The organism is Brooklawnia sp. (assembly GCF_032229645.1).
Lineage (GTDB): Bacteria > Actinomycetota > Actinomycetes > Propionibacteriales > Propionibacteriaceae > Brooklawnia.
In genome coordinates, this window is the sequence record NZ_JAVTWX010000126.1 from 1 (window position 1) to 15,193 (window position 15,193).

The following is a 15,193-nucleotide window of genomic DNA, read 5'->3' on the forward strand; positions in this document are numbered from 1 at the left end:
ACCCCCACCAGAACCACAATCCCAGCCGAAGCGACCCGACCAACTATACCGAACCCCGCCACAAGAATCAAACCCGAAGATCCAACCCCACAACAAGACCCCACACCCAAACCCATCACGCTCCGAGCGGGCCCCAACCGGACACACACCCATCTGCGACAACAGACCCAGAAAGCCAGTCACCCACCACTGCCAACAACCAAACCAGAGGAAAACCCCTAGCCAGAACCCGAATAGCTCGAATTCCCACGATCATCAGCCCCAGAAGGCTCCGCCAACATTACACACCCTTGACGGGCTACGCAAATCCGCAGTCCGTGAGGTCTCAGCCGGCCAGTTTCACCGAACCGACGGTGCGCTTGCCACGGCGAAGCAGGGCCCAGCGTCCGGCAAGAAGGTCGTCGTCACCCAGATGTGCTTCGACGTCGGTCACCTTCTGGTTGTTCAGATATGCCCCGCCCTCGGCAATGGCTCTGCGAGCGGCGGATTTCGACGGCACTACCCCGCTGGCTGCCAGGACATCGGCGACCAACGGCAATCGTCCGTCTGTTCGGGTGATCTCGGCCGCCCCCAACTCGGACATCACGGCGCTCAGCGTCGAGGCTGGTAGCGCGGCCAGGTCCCCACGTCCGAAGATGGCACGACCGGCCAGCTCTGCGGCCTCGCGTTCTGGACGTCCATGCACCAGATCGGTGATGTCGTCCGCCAAGACACGCTGGGCAGCCCTCTTGTGCGGGGCCTGTTCGGTTTCGATCTCCAATTCGGCGATTTCGTCGCGAGTTCGCGAGGAGAAAATCTTGAGGTATTCGATCACCTTCGCGTCCTCGGCGTTCAGCCAGAACTGATGGAAGGCAAAGGGAGATGTCAGTTCCGCGTCGATCCAGACAGTTCCGGATTCGGTCTTGCCGAACTTCGAGCCATCGGATTTGGTCAGCAGCGGCGTCACCAGGCCGTGAACGCCAATCCCCTCGGTGCGTCGGACGAAGTCGATGCCCGCGGTGATATTCCCCCATTGGTCCTGGGCGCCGGTCTGCAGCGTCGTGCCGTAGCGACGGTAGAGCTCGAGGTAGTCCAGGGACTGCAGCAGTACATACGAGAACTCCGTGAAGCTGATCCCCTCGGTCAGCCGCCTGGCGACCACATCGCGGGCGAGCATCCGGTTCACCGAAAAGTGCTTGCCGACATCCCGCAGAAAGTCCAGTGCCGACAGCTGCGAGGTCCAGGTGAAGTTATTCTCGACGATCGCGGCGTTGCTGCCGTCGAAGCTCACGAAGCGGCCCACCTGGTCGCGCAGCCGATCCGCCCATTCATGGACGACCTCGACCCGGTTCATCACGCGTTCGCCGGTCATCTTCGGATCGCCGATCATGCCTGTTGCTCCACCGACGAGCAGAATCGGACGATGCCCGGCCTCCTGTAGGCGGCGGGCGAGCAAGAGCTGCATCAAGTGACCGATATGAAGGCTCGCTGCCGTCGGATCGAAGCCGACATAGGAGGTCACGGGTCCGCTGTCCAGATGGGCCGCGAGAGCGTCCGCATCGGTCGATTGGGCCACAAAGCCGCGCCAGGTCAGTTCATCGAGCAGTGCATTCACCCGGCCAGACTAGCGGCACGGCACAGCCGCCTAGGCGTTCGCCCAGCTCCTGGCAGCATCCGCGAGAGCACTCAACTCCGCGATTTGCTCGCGCACTCGCTCGGGTGCAGTACCGCCGCGTCCGTTGCGTGACGCGACAGAACCCTCGATCGTCAACACATCCAGGACTTCCGGAGTCAGCTCCGGCGCGATCTCGGCAAGTTGGGTGGGTGTCAACTCGGCCAGCTCGATGCCCGCGTTCTCACAAAATTGCACCGCAGCGCCAGCCACATCGTGCGCACGAGCGAATGGCACCCCCTTGCGCACCAGCCAATCGGCCATGTCCGTCGCCAGCGAGAAACCTCGTGGCGCAGCCTGCGCCGTCCGCTCAGTATCGAAACGCAGCGTTGCCATCATGCCCGCCACCGCGGGCAGCAGCATGTGCAACTGGTCGACCGAGTCGAAGAGCGGCTCCTTGTCTTCCTGGAGATCCCGGTCGTAGGCGAGCGGCAACCCCTTGCAGGTGGCGAGCAGTCCAGCGACATTGCCGATCAGGCGTCCTGCCTTGCCGCGCGCGAGCTCAGCGACATCGGGGTTCTTCTTCTGCGGCATGATGCTCGAGCCGGTCGACCAGGCATCGTCCAGCTTCGCGAATCCGAACTCCGGGGTCACCCAGATGATCACGTCTTCGGATAGCCGCGAGAGATCCACTCCGATCTGCGCGAGCACGTAGCTGGCCTCGACGATCACATCGCGAGCGGCAGTGCCGTCGATGGAATTCGGCGCCGAGGAGTCGAATCCGAGGTCGGCTGCCACCTGTTCGGGATCAAGGCCGAGAGATGTACCGGCGAGCGCCGCCGAACCATAGGGGCTCACGGCGGCGCGCTTGTCGAGATCCTGTAGTCGTTCGATGTCTCGCAGCAGTGGCCAGGCATGCGCCAGCAGCTGGTGGGACACCAGAACCGGCTGGGCGGTCTGCATGTGGGTGCGTCCGGGCATGATCGCGCCCAGGTGAGCGCCAGCCTGATCTCGTAGCGCGTCCACCACAGCGAGCACATCGAGGCTCAGCGAGCGGATCTCGCGGCGCAACCAGCGACGGATCAAGGTCGCGATCTGATCGTTGCGCGAGCGGCCGGCCCGCAGGCGCCCGCCGAGCTGCGTCCCGACGCGCTCAATGAGCAAGCGCTCGAGTGCGCCATGCACGTCTTCGTCGTTGGGCTCCGCCACGACCTCGCCGGATGCGACATCGGCGCGCAGCCGCTGCAGCGCCGCCACCATCGCTTCGTGGTCGTCATCGGTGAGCAGGCCTGCCTTGTGCAGGGCAGACGCGTGCGCGATCGAACCGTCCAGATCGTCCAGAGCAAGTCGCCAGTCGAATTGCGTGGAGACCGACAGCGCGAACATCGCATCGGCAGGACCGCCGGTGAAACGTCCGCCCCAGAGGAATCCTTCGGCGTGCTGAGCTGCTGGCTGATTGGGTGTCTGAGTCACCCGCCCATCATGGCGTACGTCGATACCTCGCTGATACCCGGACCGAGGCGACGGCGAGTCGTCAGCAGCCGAGTCAGCGACCATCGTGCAAGCCTCATTCAGGTTTAAGCCAAGCCCGGATCGCGGTCGGACGAATCTTCCCGCAACTCACCAGAAGCCAATCCACTGAACCAACCGGCCAAGGCCTGACCACCGTCGGGCTTCCGCGCGATCACAAGGATCGAATCGTCCCCGGCGATCGTGCCCAGGATCGCGTCGTTGGCCACCCGGTCAATCACCGAAGCGAAGTACTGGGCGGCACCGGGCGGCGTCTTGAGAATCGCCAGGTTGGCCGAACCGGAAGCCGAGATGAGCAATTCGACGCAAACCCGAGCAAGCCTGGCCTCATGCGCCGAATGATCGGACGCGATCTCGGCCGCCGGCGGCGCGTAAACCAGGGCGCCTGCCGCGTCGCGGACCCGCACCGCACCGATCTCGAGCAGGTCCTTGCTGAGTGTGCCCTGGCTGACCGAGATGCCGCCCGCGCCGAGCAGATCGGCAAGTTCGGCCTGCGAACCGATCTCATGGCGCTGGATCAGGTCGATGATGCGGGCCTGCCTGGCGACTCTCGTCGATGCTCGCGGCTGAGCCTCTTCACTCACCGGCCTGATTCCTCCGCGATGACGCTTCCCAGTACCGTCACGAACTGGTCGATGATCTCGGCGGTCACGACCAGCGGCGGCGCCAGCCGCAAGACGGCCGGACGAGGCGCGTTGATGATCCAGCCGCAATCGAGCATGGCGTCGGTCACCCGGGAAGCGATCTCGTCGCGCAAGACCACGCCACGCAGCAGACCGCGGCCGCGTACCTCTTCGATCTGCGGCAGTCCCAGGCTTTCAATGCCATCGGCCAGGCGTTCACCCAGCTCGCTCGCCCGGGCGAGCAGACCGTCGCTCTCGATCGTTGAAAGGACGGCAAGTCCGGCAGCCGCAGCAATCGGATTGCCGGCGAAGGTGCTGCCGTGGCTACCCGGGGTGAGCAGTTCCCCGGCCTGGCCGATAGCAATGCAGGCCCCGATCGGTATGCCGTTACCGAGACCCTTGGCGATGGTGATCAGATCGGGGTCCAACCCGTCGGCCACCGAGGTCAGCCATTCGCCGCACCGCCCGATGCCGGTCTGAACCTCGTCGATCCACAGCAGGGCGTCATGCTCGCGGGTTAGCGCGCGCAGGCCTGGCAGGAAGTCGGCAGGAGGAGGGACGACCCCGCTCTCGCCCTGGATTGTCTCGACGACCACCGCGGCGGTCTGGTCATCAATGGCCTGAGCGGCAGCTTCGAGGTCACCGTAGGGCACAAAGACGACATCACCGGGTAGCGGTTCGAACGGCTCCCGGTATTTCGCCGCCGAGGTCAGCGCGAGGGCACCCATCGTCCGGCCGTGGAAGGAGCCTTCCATGGCGACGATCTTGGTGCGTCCGGTCAGGCGGGTGATCTTGAAGGCCGCTTCATTGGCCTCGGTGCCCGAGTTTGCGAAATAGACGCGGGCCCAGCGGTCGGGCGAGCCCGCTGTGGCAAGATCGGCCAGTCGCTCGCCCAACTCGATCTGTGGCACCGAAGCGAAGAGGTTCGAGATGTGGCCGAGGGTGCCGAGTTGCTCGGTCACCGCCGCTATGACTGCCGGGTGGGCATGTCCCAGCGCGCCGACCGCGATTCCGCTGAACATGTCGGTATAGCGATTGCCGTCGGCGTCCCACAGCGAACATCCCTCGCCCCGGACGAAAACAGTTTTCGGCGTGCCGAAGCAGTGCATCATGGAGCGCTCGTAGCGCTTCAACCATTCGGTTTGAGTGGGCATCACGCCTCCTGATGGTGTTCCGCAGCACGGACCATGGTGCCCATGCCCTCATCGGTGAAGATTTCCAACAACAGCGCGTGCTTGACGCGGCCGTCAATGATCGTGGCGCGCTCGACCCCCGCGTCCACCGCCCGCAAGCAGGCCTCCATCTTGGGGCGCATCCCCGATTCGAGATCGGGAAGTAGCTGGCGCAGCTCGGCGGAGTCGATCTCCTTGATCATGCTCTCGGATTTGGGCCAGTCCGCGTAGAGTCCGGCGACATCGGTGAGCATCACCATGCGATCGGCCCCAAGTGCGGTCGCCAGGGCAGCGGCCGCGGTGTCCGCGTTCACGTTGTAGACCATGTCGCCCGGTCCAGGGGCCACTGTGGCCACCACCGGCACCCGGCCTGCCGCGATCAGGTCGATCACCGCATCGGGATTCACCGTCGCGACATCGCCGACCTGTCCGAGGTCGATGTCTTCGCCATCGAGCTGAATCGTCTTCGGCTCCGCGGTGAACAGGCCCGCATCCTCGCCGGACAGCCCGACCGCGAACGGCGCGTGGCGATTGATCAGGTTGACCAACTCGCGGCCGACCTGGCCGACCAGCACCATCCGGACGACATCCATCGCCTCGGGGGTGGTCACTCGCAGCCCGCCGCGGAACTCCGAACGGATATCGAGCCGCTTCAGCATTGACGAGATCTGCGGGCCACCACCGTGCACGATGACCGGCTTCACGCCACACTGACGCAGAAAGACGACATCTTGGGCGAAGGCGTTCTTCAGCTCGTCGTCGATCATGGCGTTGCCGCCGTACTTGATGACCATGATCTTGCCGGCGTAGTCCATCAGCCACGGCAAGGCTTCGATAAGCACTCCGGCCTTGGCGATCAGGGTGGATTCGTCGTTGGTTCTCTGCAGTGCCATCAGGAGCTGTACTCCGCATTCTCTTTGACATAGTCGTAGGTCAGGTCGTTGGTCCAGATGGTTGCCTTGTGGTCCCCTGCATGCAGGTCGACCAGCACATGGCATTCTCGCTGGTTCAGATCGACGAGCTCGCGCGGTTCGCCGACTCCTCCCGCCCGGCAGACCTGGACGCCATTCATGGTGACGTCGAGTTCTTCTGGCTCGAAGGCCGCCGTGGTGACCCCGACGGCCGACAGCACGCGACCCCAGTTGGGATCGTTGCCGAAGATCGCGCATTTGAAGAGGTTGCTTCGCGCGATCTCGCGGGCAACTTGGAGAGCGTCGGCTTCGGATGCCGCACCTGTGACCTCCACGGCGATGTCGTGCGCGGCGCCCTCGGCATCCCCGATGAGTTGCCGCGCGAGGCTCCAGCTGACCCTGGCCAGGTTGGTCGTGAAACCGTCGAGATCGGGAATCGTGCCGGATGCGCCGGAAGCCAGCGCGAGCACGGTGTCGTTGGTTGACATGCAGCCGTCGGAATCGATGCGATCGAAGGTCAACGATGTCGCCTTGGCAAGGCAGGTCTGCAGCTCTGCAGCCGAGACCTCGGCATCGGTGGTGATCACGACGAGCATGGTGGCAAGTGCAGGCGCCAGCATGCCGGCACCCTTGGCCATGCCGCCGATCGTGTACCCCTCGCACTGGACGAGTGCCTGCTTGGCGTGGGTATCGGTGGTCATGATGGCGTGCGCCGCATCTTCGCCGCCAGTGGGGCTCAGTTCGGTTGCCGCCGTCCGGACGCCGGCCAGGATGGCGTCCATCGGTAGCCGGACACCGATCAACCCGGTGGAGCAGACTGCGACCTCGTCCGTCTCGCAGCCGGTCGCCCGAGCAACGGCCTCCGCAGTGGCGACGGTGTCCTGAAAGCCGGGCGTCCCGGTGCAGGCATTCGCCCCCCCGGAGTTCAACACCACGGCGTGCAGCCGCCCGTCGGCCACCGCCTGACGCGACCAGATGACAGGTGCTGCCGCGACTCGATTGGAGGTGAAGACAGCAGCCGCGTCGAATCGCGGCCCCAGGTTCTGGATCAAGGCCAGATCGGGCTTCCCGCTCGCCTTGATGCCTGCGGCAATGCCTGCGGCGGCGAATCCTTGTGCGGCGGTGATACTCACGGTGCTACTCCTATCGCGGACAGTCCGGTCGTCTCGGGCAGGCCGAGCGCAACGTTCATGGATTGAATGGCGCCGCCGGCGGTGCCCTTGGTCAGATTGTCAAGCGCGCCGACCGCGACCAGTCGACCAGCTGATTCATCCACGGTGACCTGCACCTGATATCCGTTGCTGGCCAGCACCGACTTCGTCAGCGGCCATTGGCCCTCGGGAAGCAACCGGCAGAACGGCTCTTCGGCATAACTATCGGCGTAGGCCTCGCGCACCTCGTCCACGCCGACCCCGCTGATCGGTGCGGTCACCACCGCAAGAATGCCGCGAGAGATCGGCGCAAGCATCGGGGTGAAACTCACCGTCGGTGCGGTGGCACCGAGCAAGCTCAGATTTTGCAGGATCTCGGGTACGTGGCGGTGCATGCCACCCACTCCGTATGCACTCATCGAGTTGAACAACTCGCTGCCGAGCAGATTCGGTTTGGCCGCTTTGCCGGCACCCGAGGATCCAGAGGCCGCCGCGACGGTGACGTCGGTTCCGGAGATCAGGCCGTGAGTCAATGCGGGCAGCAATGAAAGCGTGACGCTGGTCGGATAGCAGCCAGGCACCGCAATCTTCTTCGCCTCAGCGAGGGTGGCTCGCTGGCCGGGCAGCTCGGGCAACCCATAGGGCCAGCTTCCGGCGTGCTCGCCGCCGTAGAACTTCGTCCACTGCGCGGGATCGGTGAGCCGGAAATCGGCGCCGCAATCGATGATCAGCACGTCATCGCCCAATTGCCGGGCGATCTGGGCCGACGCGCCATGTGGCAAGGCCAGAAAGACGATGTCGTGCCCGGCCAGGTTCTCTGCTGTGGTGTCGAGCACATCGCGGTCTGCCAGTTGGGGCAGATTGGGCAGGTGAACGCCGAGTTTGGTGCCAGCATTGGAGTGCGCGGTCAGCGCACCAACGGACAGCTCCGGATGCATGGCCGCCAGGCGAAGGAGTTCGCCGCCCGCGTAACCGGTGCACCCCGCCACGGCTATCGAATACGTCATGCGCATAACTATGCCGCGCGAGTAATAGATATGCAACTCTGATCCTATGTGATTGCACCCGGGGCGCTAGACTCCGGGCCTGTGAGGTTCGATGACCTGTCGATGGCGACCCGCGACGATGCCGAAACGGTCGCGGATGTGTTGAGCGGCGTGAAACGACTCGGCGTCGCCTACTCGGGTGGTGTCGACTCGGCCGTCTTGCTGGCACTCGCGGTGCGCACCTTGGGACGCGAGCGCGCCGTTGGTCTGCTCGCCGATTCACCGTCACTTGCCCGGCATGAATTGCAGGTCGCTCGCTCGGTGGCCGCCGAGATGGGGGCCGATCTCGTCGAATTCGCCACCCACGAGGGCGAGCGTGCCGAATATCGGGCCAACGGAGCCGACCGTTGCTTCTACTGCAAGGACGAGCTCTTCACCGTCATCTCCGACACGCTGGCAGACGCCCTGTCATTGGATGCGGTCGCCTATGGCGAGAATGCCGACGATGCCGAGCGCCACGACCGGCCCGGCGCAGCGGCCGCCACCCGTCACCGCGTGTTGCGTCCGCTCGCTCAGGCCGGAATCACCAAAGCCCGGGTGCGGGCGCTGGCGCGGGACCTCGGTCTGTCGGTGGCCGACAAGCCTGCGGCCCCCTGCCTGGCATCGCGGATTCCGCACGGCGAGGAGGTCACGCCCAACAAGCTGCGCCAGATCGAAGTCGCCGAGCAGGCGTTGCGTGACCTGGGTTTCTCGGATTCGCGGGTGCGCCACCACGACCGAATAGCGCGGATCGAGGTTCCGCTCGCCGAAATCGGACGATTCGCCGACGATTCGATCCGCCAGCAGGCCCTGCAGGCGATCCGTGCCGCCGGGTTCGCCTATGTGACCATCGATCTGGCAGGGATGCAGTCCGGAGCGTTCACGATGCAGATCATCAAACGGCGTAGCTGACGTCCGGTTCTCCGTCCGACCCATCGACTCGAGAATCTCGGCCGGCCGCCACCGCACGAGCACCGCTGATCAGCATCCGCAGTCCGAGTTCGAAGCCTTCTTCGTCGAGAGCCTCCGTCGGTGGCGCCAACACCCCGACGGCGAGCAGATTCTGTCTGGTCTGCTCCTGGATGACATGACCCAAGATGAAGTGCACGATGGCACGAGCGGCGCGTCCGGCTTCATCGGGCTGCCAGCCGTGCGACTCGAACGCAGCCACCGCACCGGCGTCCGGGATGCGTTCGCACAATCCCACCGCGAGGCTGGCAGCCACCAGCTCGGCTCCGTCGCGGTGTGCGAGAAGGACACCGCGCAGATCACGAGCCCACACTTCGAGTGATAGCTGGTCATCCCAGCCAGCCTGACCGGCGAGAATCGCGTCGGACACGGCGGCCAGCAGAGTCTGCTTGTTCGCGAAATGCCAGTAGATCGCGGCCGCCTGGACTCCCAGCGCATCAGCGATGCGCCGCATCGACAGGTCCGCCAGTCCATACGCGTCGAGAATGCCCAAAGCGGCATCAACGATGCCTGCCGGTCTCACTGCCACCCTGCGACCATACCCGCAGCTTCCGCCGTGGACGGAAGATTTTCGGTTTCCGCAGCCGGATCGGGGATACTCTGCTCAGAGGTTTCGTCAGCCAGATGGGCTGGATCGGGAGCCTCACCAGATGAAAGGCGACACGATGTCGAAATTCGAACAGGCGAGCAGATTGCAGGGTGTGCACTACGACGTGCGCGGAAAGAACATGATTGAGGCTCAGCGCATGGAGGCTGAAGGGCAGCGTGTACTGCACCTCAACATCGGCAATCTCGCCAATTTCGGCTTCGCACCGCCCGAATCGATGGTACGCACCTTCATCTCGCATCTTCATGAGTCCGACGGCTATTCGGATGCCCGCGGCATCTATTCGGCGCGCACCGCCGTTGCGAATTACTACCAGACCCGCGGGCTGGATGTCGATGTACCACAGGTGCTTATCGGTAACGGTGTCAGCGAGCTGATTTCGCTGACCTTGCAGGCACTCACCAATATCGGCGACGAGATCCTCATCCCGGCGCCCGACTATCCGCTATGGACCGCACAGACCGTGTTGTCGGGCGGGCATCCGGTGCATTATCTGTGCGACGAGTCGAATGGCTGGCAGCCTGACGTCGACGACATCAAGTCGAAGATCACCCGCCGCACCAAGGCGATCGTGATCATCAACCCCAACAACCCGACCGGCGCGGTCTATACGCGGGAGTTGCTGACCCAGATCGTCGATATTGCCCGCGACAACAATCTGATTGTGCTGGCCGACGAGATTTACGAGAAGATCATCTACTCCGGTGTTCACACGAACATGGCGACGTTGACCGGATCGGATGTTTTGTGTTTCACCTTCTCGGGACTCTCCAAGGCCTACCGGGCCTGTGGCTGGCGCGCGGGCTGGCAGGTCGCGACCGGTCCGCTGGATGATGCTGCCGATCTCTTCGAAGGCCTGCAACTGCTCGCGAATATGCGCATGTGCGCCAACGTGCCGGCTCAGCACGCCATTCAAACCGCGCTCGGTGGCTATCAGTCGATCGATGACCTGGTCAAGCCTGGCGGACGCTTCCACGACCAGCTGCAGCTCGCTCACAAGCTGCTCAATGAGATCCCCGGAATGAGCTGTGGGCCTGCGCGCGGCGCGCTTTATCTCTTCCCGCACCTGAATGCGGAGATGTATGACATCGATGATGACGAAGAGTGGGCGCTCGGCTTGCTGCAACGCAAGAAGATCCTGGTCAGCCACGGCCGTGGGTTCAACTGGCCCTACTCCGATCACTTCCGATTGGTGGCGCTGCCCGAGGAAGCGGTGCTTCGCGAAGCGATCGGACGCATCGCCGAGTACTGCGAGGAGACCCGTCTGAGCGACTGACGGTACGCGAGCGGGACAAGGTCGCTGCCCAAGCACCTCAGCCACCAAACCAACCGGACAGCCAGTCCACGACCATGATCCACAATGAAGAACATGAGCGAAGTGGGGATTCGGGCACTCAAGCAGAACGCCTCTGCCGTGGTAGCCCAGGCCATCCGTGGGGAGACGATCACCATCACCGACCGCGGACGGGCTGTCGCGCAATTGACCGCGCTGTTCAACTCGCCATTGCAGAGACTATTGAACTCCGGCCGAGCCCGACCGGCTCGGCGGACCCTGGCGGAGCTACCGACTCCCCCGTCCGGGCAGCCGTTGTCAGATGCCTTGCGCGAAGCGCGAGACGCCGAAAGATACTGACGATGGTTTTCTACGCCGACACATCTGCACTGGTCAAGCTTGTTGTCGCGGAACCAGAAACCCGCAGACTGCGAAGCTGGATATCGCAGACCTCGCCCACTCTGGTTTCCTCGGACCTCACCCGGACCGAGCTGCTGCGAGCAGCCCGCCGCACTGCGCCCGATCAAATAGTTCAGGCGCGGGCTGTTCTGGATTCCCTGATACTCATCACGCCATCACCAGCGACATTCGAGGCAGCAGCCTTCCTCGATCCAGCCATATTGCGCAGCCTCGATGCCCTGCACCTCGCTACGGCCCTCGAGTTGGGCGACGACCTCGATGGATTCGTCTGCTATAACCAGCGGCTGGCCGAAGCGGCGAAAGCCCACGGTATGACCGTCGTCGCTCCCGACTGACGACAGCTCCAGGATCCGAAAACAGCGCTGGTTGCGGCAGTACTGTTGTCGCTGTGCCACCGCGTTCCCCTCTGCCGCCTCGTCATGGGCTGCAGGCCGCCTGGGTCCGTACCCCTGACCGGGGCAAGGAATCACCCGAATGGGAAACGCTGTCGGATTTTCTGTTCTTCAAGATCTCCCAGCAGGCTCCGACGGCCCGGATGCTGGCCGATGGCCGGTTCGTCCTGACCGATGGCACGCCGATTAACGGCCACGAGCCTTACCAGCCGCACACCTTCATCTGGTTCCACCGCGATCGCCGTGACGAGGCGGAGGTGCCATTCGAAATCGAGGTGCTTTACGCCGACGAACGCATCGTGGTGGTGGACAAACCACACTTTCTGGCCACAATTCCCCGGGGCAATCACGTGCTGCAATCGGTAGTCGTCCGAGTACGCAACGAACTGGGTTACCCGGACGCATCTCCCGCGCACCGCCTCGATCGGCTGACCGCCGGTGTGCTGGTGTTGACCACCGAGAAGAAATGGCGCGGTGCCTATCAGGAGGCATTCAGGCATCGTCAGATCGATAAGCACTACGAGGCCCTGGCGCCAGTGTCGGATTTGCTCGAATTCCCGCAAACAGTGCGCAACCATATCGTCAAAGAACGAGGAAATCTGCAGGCGGTCGTGTACCCGGACCGTGAGCCCAACTCCGAGACGTTGATCGAATTGGCCGAACGCCATGGCGGCACCGGCCGCTACAAGCTCACCCCACTCACCGGACGAACCCATCAGCTACGGGTGCATCTGAATGGTCTGGGTATCCCTATCGTGGGTGACCCGCTCTATCCCATTGTCCAAGATGTCGATTTGGACGACTTCTCCACTCCCCTGCAATTGGTGGCACGGGAATTAACATTCACTGACCCCGTGGACGCCAGTCGCCGTTGCTTCACCAGCAATCACCCACTCGATTGGGCCCCCCAATGACTGAACCGACGCCCTGCCCGATCAGAGTGCTCTTCGATCGTCCCTGTATTCCCAACAACACCGGGGCGACCATGCGGTTATCGGCCATCACCGGATGCGAATTTCACGTGGCCGGACCGCTGGGCTTCGATCTGGACGACACCAAGCTGCGCCGGGCGGGCCTGGACTACCGGGACCAGGCCAAGTTCTATGCCCACCAGAATTTGGACGAGGCCTACGCCGCGCTGCTCCCGGCCCGCGTCTTCGCCTTCTCTGCCCGGGCGAGCAGGCCCTTCACCGACGTGCGCTTCCAGTCGGGAGATGTCCTGCTTTTCGGGCCCGAACCCACCGGCCTGGCTCCCGAGGTGCTCGCAGATTCTCGGACTACCGACATCCTGCAACTGCCGATGCTTCCGGGGTCGCGTTCCCTGAATCTGGCAAGTACCGCGGCGGTCGCCGTCTACGAAGTCTGGCGCCAATTCGGCTATGGAACGCGATGATCCCGGCGGCCCGCACCACATCGTTCTGACGTCAACCGTGCAGCCAGCTGCGGCACCGAGCCGAAGCGGTCTGGTGCCCATGTCCGAAGTGGCTCCCCGCATTCGTGACTCTGGCACCCGTCGACGGCGAGGCTTTGACTTCGTGTCGAGTCGCCTGACACATCTTCAAAACGTGTTAAAATTATCTCGTATTTTTAACATAACATGCGGAACTGTCGAAGGAGCTGACACGTGGACTGGAGCCCTGACATCCCGTTCAACGACCTGCCGCCGCTGCCACCTGCAGGCACGGACCTTGAACCCAAGCGGGTACTCAAGGCGACGATTGACGCCCGAACGGCGCTGGCCACGCTTTCCCAAGCCGGGCAATTGCTACCGAACGCCAACATCCTGATTCACGCTGTCCCGCTGCTCGAAGCGCAGGCAAGTTCCGAGATCGAGAACATCGTGACAACAGCAGACGAGCTGTTCAAACACGCAGACTCGGGTGGCGGCGACCACGCCACGAAGGAGACACTGCGCTATCGTAGCGCGCTGTTCGCTGGGGTTGACGCGATCAGAGACCGACCGCTTACCGCCACGACGGCAACTCGTATCTGCTCAGCTCTCCAGGGGCGCGAGATGGCGGTCCGTACGGTCCCGGGCACACGGATCGCGAATCCAGTCACGCGACAGGTCGTCTATGCACCACCCGAAGGAGCAGACCTCATTCGTGACAAGCTCGCGGCCTGGGAGCGGTTCATTCACGCCGAGGATGACCTTGACCCGTTGGTGCGCATGGCAGTTGCCCATTACCAGTTCGAGGCGATCCATCCGTTCCACGACGGCAATGGGCGGACGGGCCGCGTCATCAACATACTCATGTTGATTGAGGCGGGCCTGCTACGCGATCCCATTCTCTACCTCTCGCGCGCGATCATCGACCGGAAGAATGACTACTACCGCCTGCTGCGCGCGGTGACTGCGGACGACGCGTGGATTGACTGGATCCTCTACATGCTTGAGGCCGTCCGCGAGTCGGCGATGTCGACAATCCGAAAGATCGACTCTATCCGCATATGTCAAGACAACATCGCCGAGCTGGCCCGTGCCGCCACCCCAGGTGGACGGGACGCTCAATTTCTCGCCGTTCTTTTCGAGCAGCCATACTGCCGTATCAACATCGTGGCCGAACGCTGCGATGTCTCGCGACAGACCGCGTCCGCTTGGCTTCATGCGCTGGTTGAGGCGGGACTGCTGAGCGACGTCAGAATGGGTAGGGATGCCCTCTTCGTTAACGATGAGTTCTTGAACGTGCTGACGCGTCCCGAATAGTCGTGATCGTGCCGATGCGGGGATCGCTCCGGCACTGGTCCGGTTCACCCCGTTCGGGTGGGCCCGGCATGCCGAGGCGTTCGCCGCGAACATGTTCTGGTTGCCGCTGTTATCTGTCGCGTTGGCTGGTGTGCTCACCGCGGGGACGTTATATCTATCCGGGCGACGCGACTTCGGCGTCGGAACCATTCTGCAGCGCGCCGGACGCTCGTCCGCCGCGAGATGGGTACACGGTCCCTTCTCCTTGGCGCTGCGGCTGGAACGAGACTTGATGCTCGGCTGGGTCTTCGAGCTGGCGGTGCTCGGCCTGTTGAGTATTCGGTGTTCTGAGCGCCAGGGCTTGATAGCCAGCTCGCCGGCACCGCCTTCGCCGAGGTGGCGGCGCGACCGGTTCGGCATTGCGGCGGCTCGGTACGATTTCAGACATGAAGACGGACGAAAAGACCCTCAAGCGCATTTACCAGATGCCGTTCTCGTCGGTCTATCCGCTGTACATCGCGAAGGTGGAGAAAAAGGGACGCACCAAGGACGAACTCGACCAGGTGCTCACCTGGTTGACAGGCTTCAGCGACGCCGAACTCGCGGAGCATCTGGCGAACGAGACCACGTTCGAAGACCTATTCACTGTCGCCCCGATGAACGCCAATGCGTCCCTGATCAAGGGTGTGGTGTGTGGCGTCAGGGTCGAGGAGATCGAGGAGCCTGTGATGCAGAAGACTCGCTACATGGACAAGTTGGTCGACGAATTGGCCAAAGGCAGGACCATGGAGAAGATCTTGCGCACGTAGCAACCAACGGCAGACCCCCTATAACCGGCATCAC

At 63.4% G+C, this 15,193-nt stretch carries 16 protein-coding genes; 8 read left to right on the plus strand and 8 right to left on the minus strand.

The annotated features are described in order from the left end of the window. Positions 1-325: 325 nt before the first annotated feature. From tyrS to argC, 7 genes are all read right to left on the minus strand, one after another. Positions 326-1,594 (minus strand): tyrosine--tRNA ligase, encoded by a 1,269-nt coding sequence (tyrS, locus tag AAFP05_RS09820; protein ID WP_341729684.1) that lies wholly within the window; start codon positions 1,592-1,594, stop codon positions 326-328. 30 nt (positions 1,595-1,624) lie between these two features. Then, a complete protein-coding gene (gene argH, locus AAFP05_RS09825) occupies positions 1,625-3,064 on the minus strand; it encodes an argininosuccinate lyase (protein ID WP_341729685.1) in 1,440 nt (479 codons plus the stop codon). A 104-nt stretch (positions 3,065-3,168) separates the two neighbouring features. Further along, positions 3,169-3,705 (minus strand): arginine repressor, encoded by a 537-nt coding sequence (locus tag AAFP05_RS09830; RefSeq protein WP_341729686.1) that lies wholly within the window; start codon positions 3,703-3,705, stop codon positions 3,169-3,171. Then, the gene (locus AAFP05_RS09835; RefSeq protein WP_341729687.1) at positions 3,702-4,898 is read right to left on the minus strand and encodes an acetylornithine transaminase; all 1,197 of its coding nucleotides are present in this window, start codon (positions 4,896-4,898) and stop codon (positions 3,702-3,704) included. The genes AAFP05_RS09830 and AAFP05_RS09835 overlap by 4 nt, the downstream gene beginning before the upstream one ends. Then, a complete protein-coding gene (gene argB / locus AAFP05_RS09840; RefSeq protein ID WP_341729688.1) occupies positions 4,898-5,809 on the minus strand; it encodes an acetylglutamate kinase in 912 nt (303 codons plus the stop codon). Before argB ends, AAFP05_RS09835 begins: the two co-directional genes overlap by 1 nt. After that, positions 5,809-6,960 (minus strand): bifunctional glutamate N-acetyltransferase/amino-acid acetyltransferase ArgJ, encoded by a 1,152-nt coding sequence (argJ, locus tag AAFP05_RS09845; RefSeq protein WP_341729689.1) that lies wholly within the window; start codon positions 6,958-6,960, stop codon positions 5,809-5,811. The genes argB and argJ overlap by 1 nt, the downstream gene beginning before the upstream one ends. Beyond that, positions 6,957-7,985: an N-acetyl-gamma-glutamyl-phosphate reductase gene (argC, locus tag AAFP05_RS09850; protein ID WP_341729690.1), complete on the minus strand. Its 1,029-nt coding sequence runs from the start codon at positions 7,983-7,985 to the stop codon at positions 6,957-6,959. Before argC ends, argJ begins: the two co-directional genes overlap by 4 nt. Before the next feature lie 81 nt (positions 7,986-8,066). Here argC and larE point away from each other — a divergent pair, with 81 nt between their 5' ends. After that, positions 8,067-8,915 carry an ATP-dependent sacrificial sulfur transferase LarE gene (gene larE, locus AAFP05_RS09855; protein ID WP_341729691.1) on the plus strand — a complete coding sequence of 283 codons (849 nt, stop codon included), beginning with the start codon at positions 8,067-8,069 and terminating at the stop codon, positions 8,913-8,915. On the opposite strand, the gene AAFP05_RS09860 is transcribed toward larE, so the two are convergent. Continuing rightward, positions 8,899-9,501, minus strand: a complete 603-nt coding sequence (locus tag AAFP05_RS09860) for a TetR family transcriptional regulator (protein ID WP_341729692.1) — start codon at positions 9,499-9,501, stop codon at positions 8,899-8,901. The two genes, larE and AAFP05_RS09860, sit on opposite strands and share 17 nt — an antisense overlap. Before the next feature lie 136 nt (positions 9,502-9,637). Between AAFP05_RS09860 and AAFP05_RS09865 the strand changes: the two genes are divergently transcribed. The 7 genes from AAFP05_RS09865 to AAFP05_RS09895 all read left to right on the plus strand — a co-directional run bounded on the left by AAFP05_RS09865 (position 9,638) and on the right by AAFP05_RS09895 (position 15,159). Beyond that, positions 9,638-10,855: a pyridoxal phosphate-dependent aminotransferase gene (locus AAFP05_RS09865; protein WP_341729693.1), complete on the plus strand. Its 1,218-nt coding sequence runs from the start codon at positions 9,638-9,640 to the stop codon at positions 10,853-10,855. 93 nt (positions 10,856-10,948) lie between these two features. Next, positions 10,949-11,212, plus strand: a complete 264-nt coding sequence (locus AAFP05_RS09870) for a type II toxin-antitoxin system Phd/YefM family antitoxin (protein WP_341729694.1) — start codon at positions 10,949-10,951, stop codon at positions 11,210-11,212. A 2-nt stretch (positions 11,213-11,214) separates the two neighbouring features. Further along, complete coding sequence (locus AAFP05_RS09875) at positions 11,215-11,607, plus strand: type II toxin-antitoxin system VapC family toxin (protein ID WP_341729695.1); 393 nt, start codon at positions 11,215-11,217, stop codon at positions 11,605-11,607. Positions 11,608-11,660: 53 nt separating this feature from the next. Next, positions 11,661-12,578 (plus strand): pseudouridine synthase, encoded by a 918-nt coding sequence (locus AAFP05_RS09880; protein WP_341729696.1) that lies wholly within the window; start codon positions 11,661-11,663, stop codon positions 12,576-12,578. After that, positions 12,575-13,057: a TrmH family RNA methyltransferase gene (locus AAFP05_RS09885; protein WP_341729697.1), complete on the plus strand. Its 483-nt coding sequence runs from the start codon at positions 12,575-12,577 to the stop codon at positions 13,055-13,057. Before AAFP05_RS09880 ends, AAFP05_RS09885 begins: the two co-directional genes overlap by 4 nt. Before the next feature lie 231 nt (positions 13,058-13,288). After that, the gene (locus tag AAFP05_RS09890; protein WP_341729698.1) at positions 13,289-14,371 is read left to right on the plus strand and encodes a Fic/DOC family N-terminal domain-containing protein; all 1,083 of its coding nucleotides are present in this window, start codon (positions 13,289-13,291) and stop codon (positions 14,369-14,371) included. 425 nt (positions 14,372-14,796) lie between these two features. Next, on the plus strand, positions 14,797-15,159 hold the full coding sequence (locus AAFP05_RS09895) for a DUF2200 domain-containing protein (RefSeq protein ID WP_341729699.1): 363 nt from the start codon (positions 14,797-14,799) through the stop codon (positions 15,157-15,159). Positions 15,160-15,193 lie beyond the last annotated feature (34 nt).

What these genes read in the sequence shown, in the direction of transcription:
- AAFP05_RS09895 (WP_341729699.1), top strand. Translation starts at nt 14,797, where the DNA reads ATGAAGACGGACGAAAAGACCCTCAAGCGCATTTACCAGATGCCGTTC.
- AAFP05_RS09865 (WP_341729693.1), top strand. Translation starts at nt 9,638, where the DNA reads ATGTCGAAATTCGAACAGGCGAGCAGATTGCAGGGTGTGCACTACGAC.
- AAFP05_RS09835 (WP_341729687.1), bottom strand. Translation starts at nt 4,898, where the DNA reads ATGCCCACTCAAACCGAATGGTTGAAGCGCTACGAGCGCTCCATGATG.
- argC (WP_341729690.1), bottom strand. Translation starts at nt 7,985, where the DNA reads ATGACGTATTCGATAGCCGTGGCGGGGTGCACCGGTTACGCGGGCGGC.
- AAFP05_RS09875 (WP_341729695.1), top strand. Translation starts at nt 11,215, where the DNA reads ATGGTTTTCTACGCCGACACATCTGCACTGGTCAAGCTTGTTGTCGCG.
- argB (WP_341729688.1), bottom strand. Translation starts at nt 5,809, where the DNA reads ATGGCACTGCAGAGAACCAACGACGAATCCACCCTGATCGCCAAGGCC.
- AAFP05_RS09885 (WP_341729697.1), top strand. Translation starts at nt 12,575, where the DNA reads ATGACTGAACCGACGCCCTGCCCGATCAGAGTGCTCTTCGATCGTCCC.
- AAFP05_RS09870 (WP_341729694.1), top strand. Translation starts at nt 10,949, where the DNA reads ATGAGCGAAGTGGGGATTCGGGCACTCAAGCAGAACGCCTCTGCCGTG.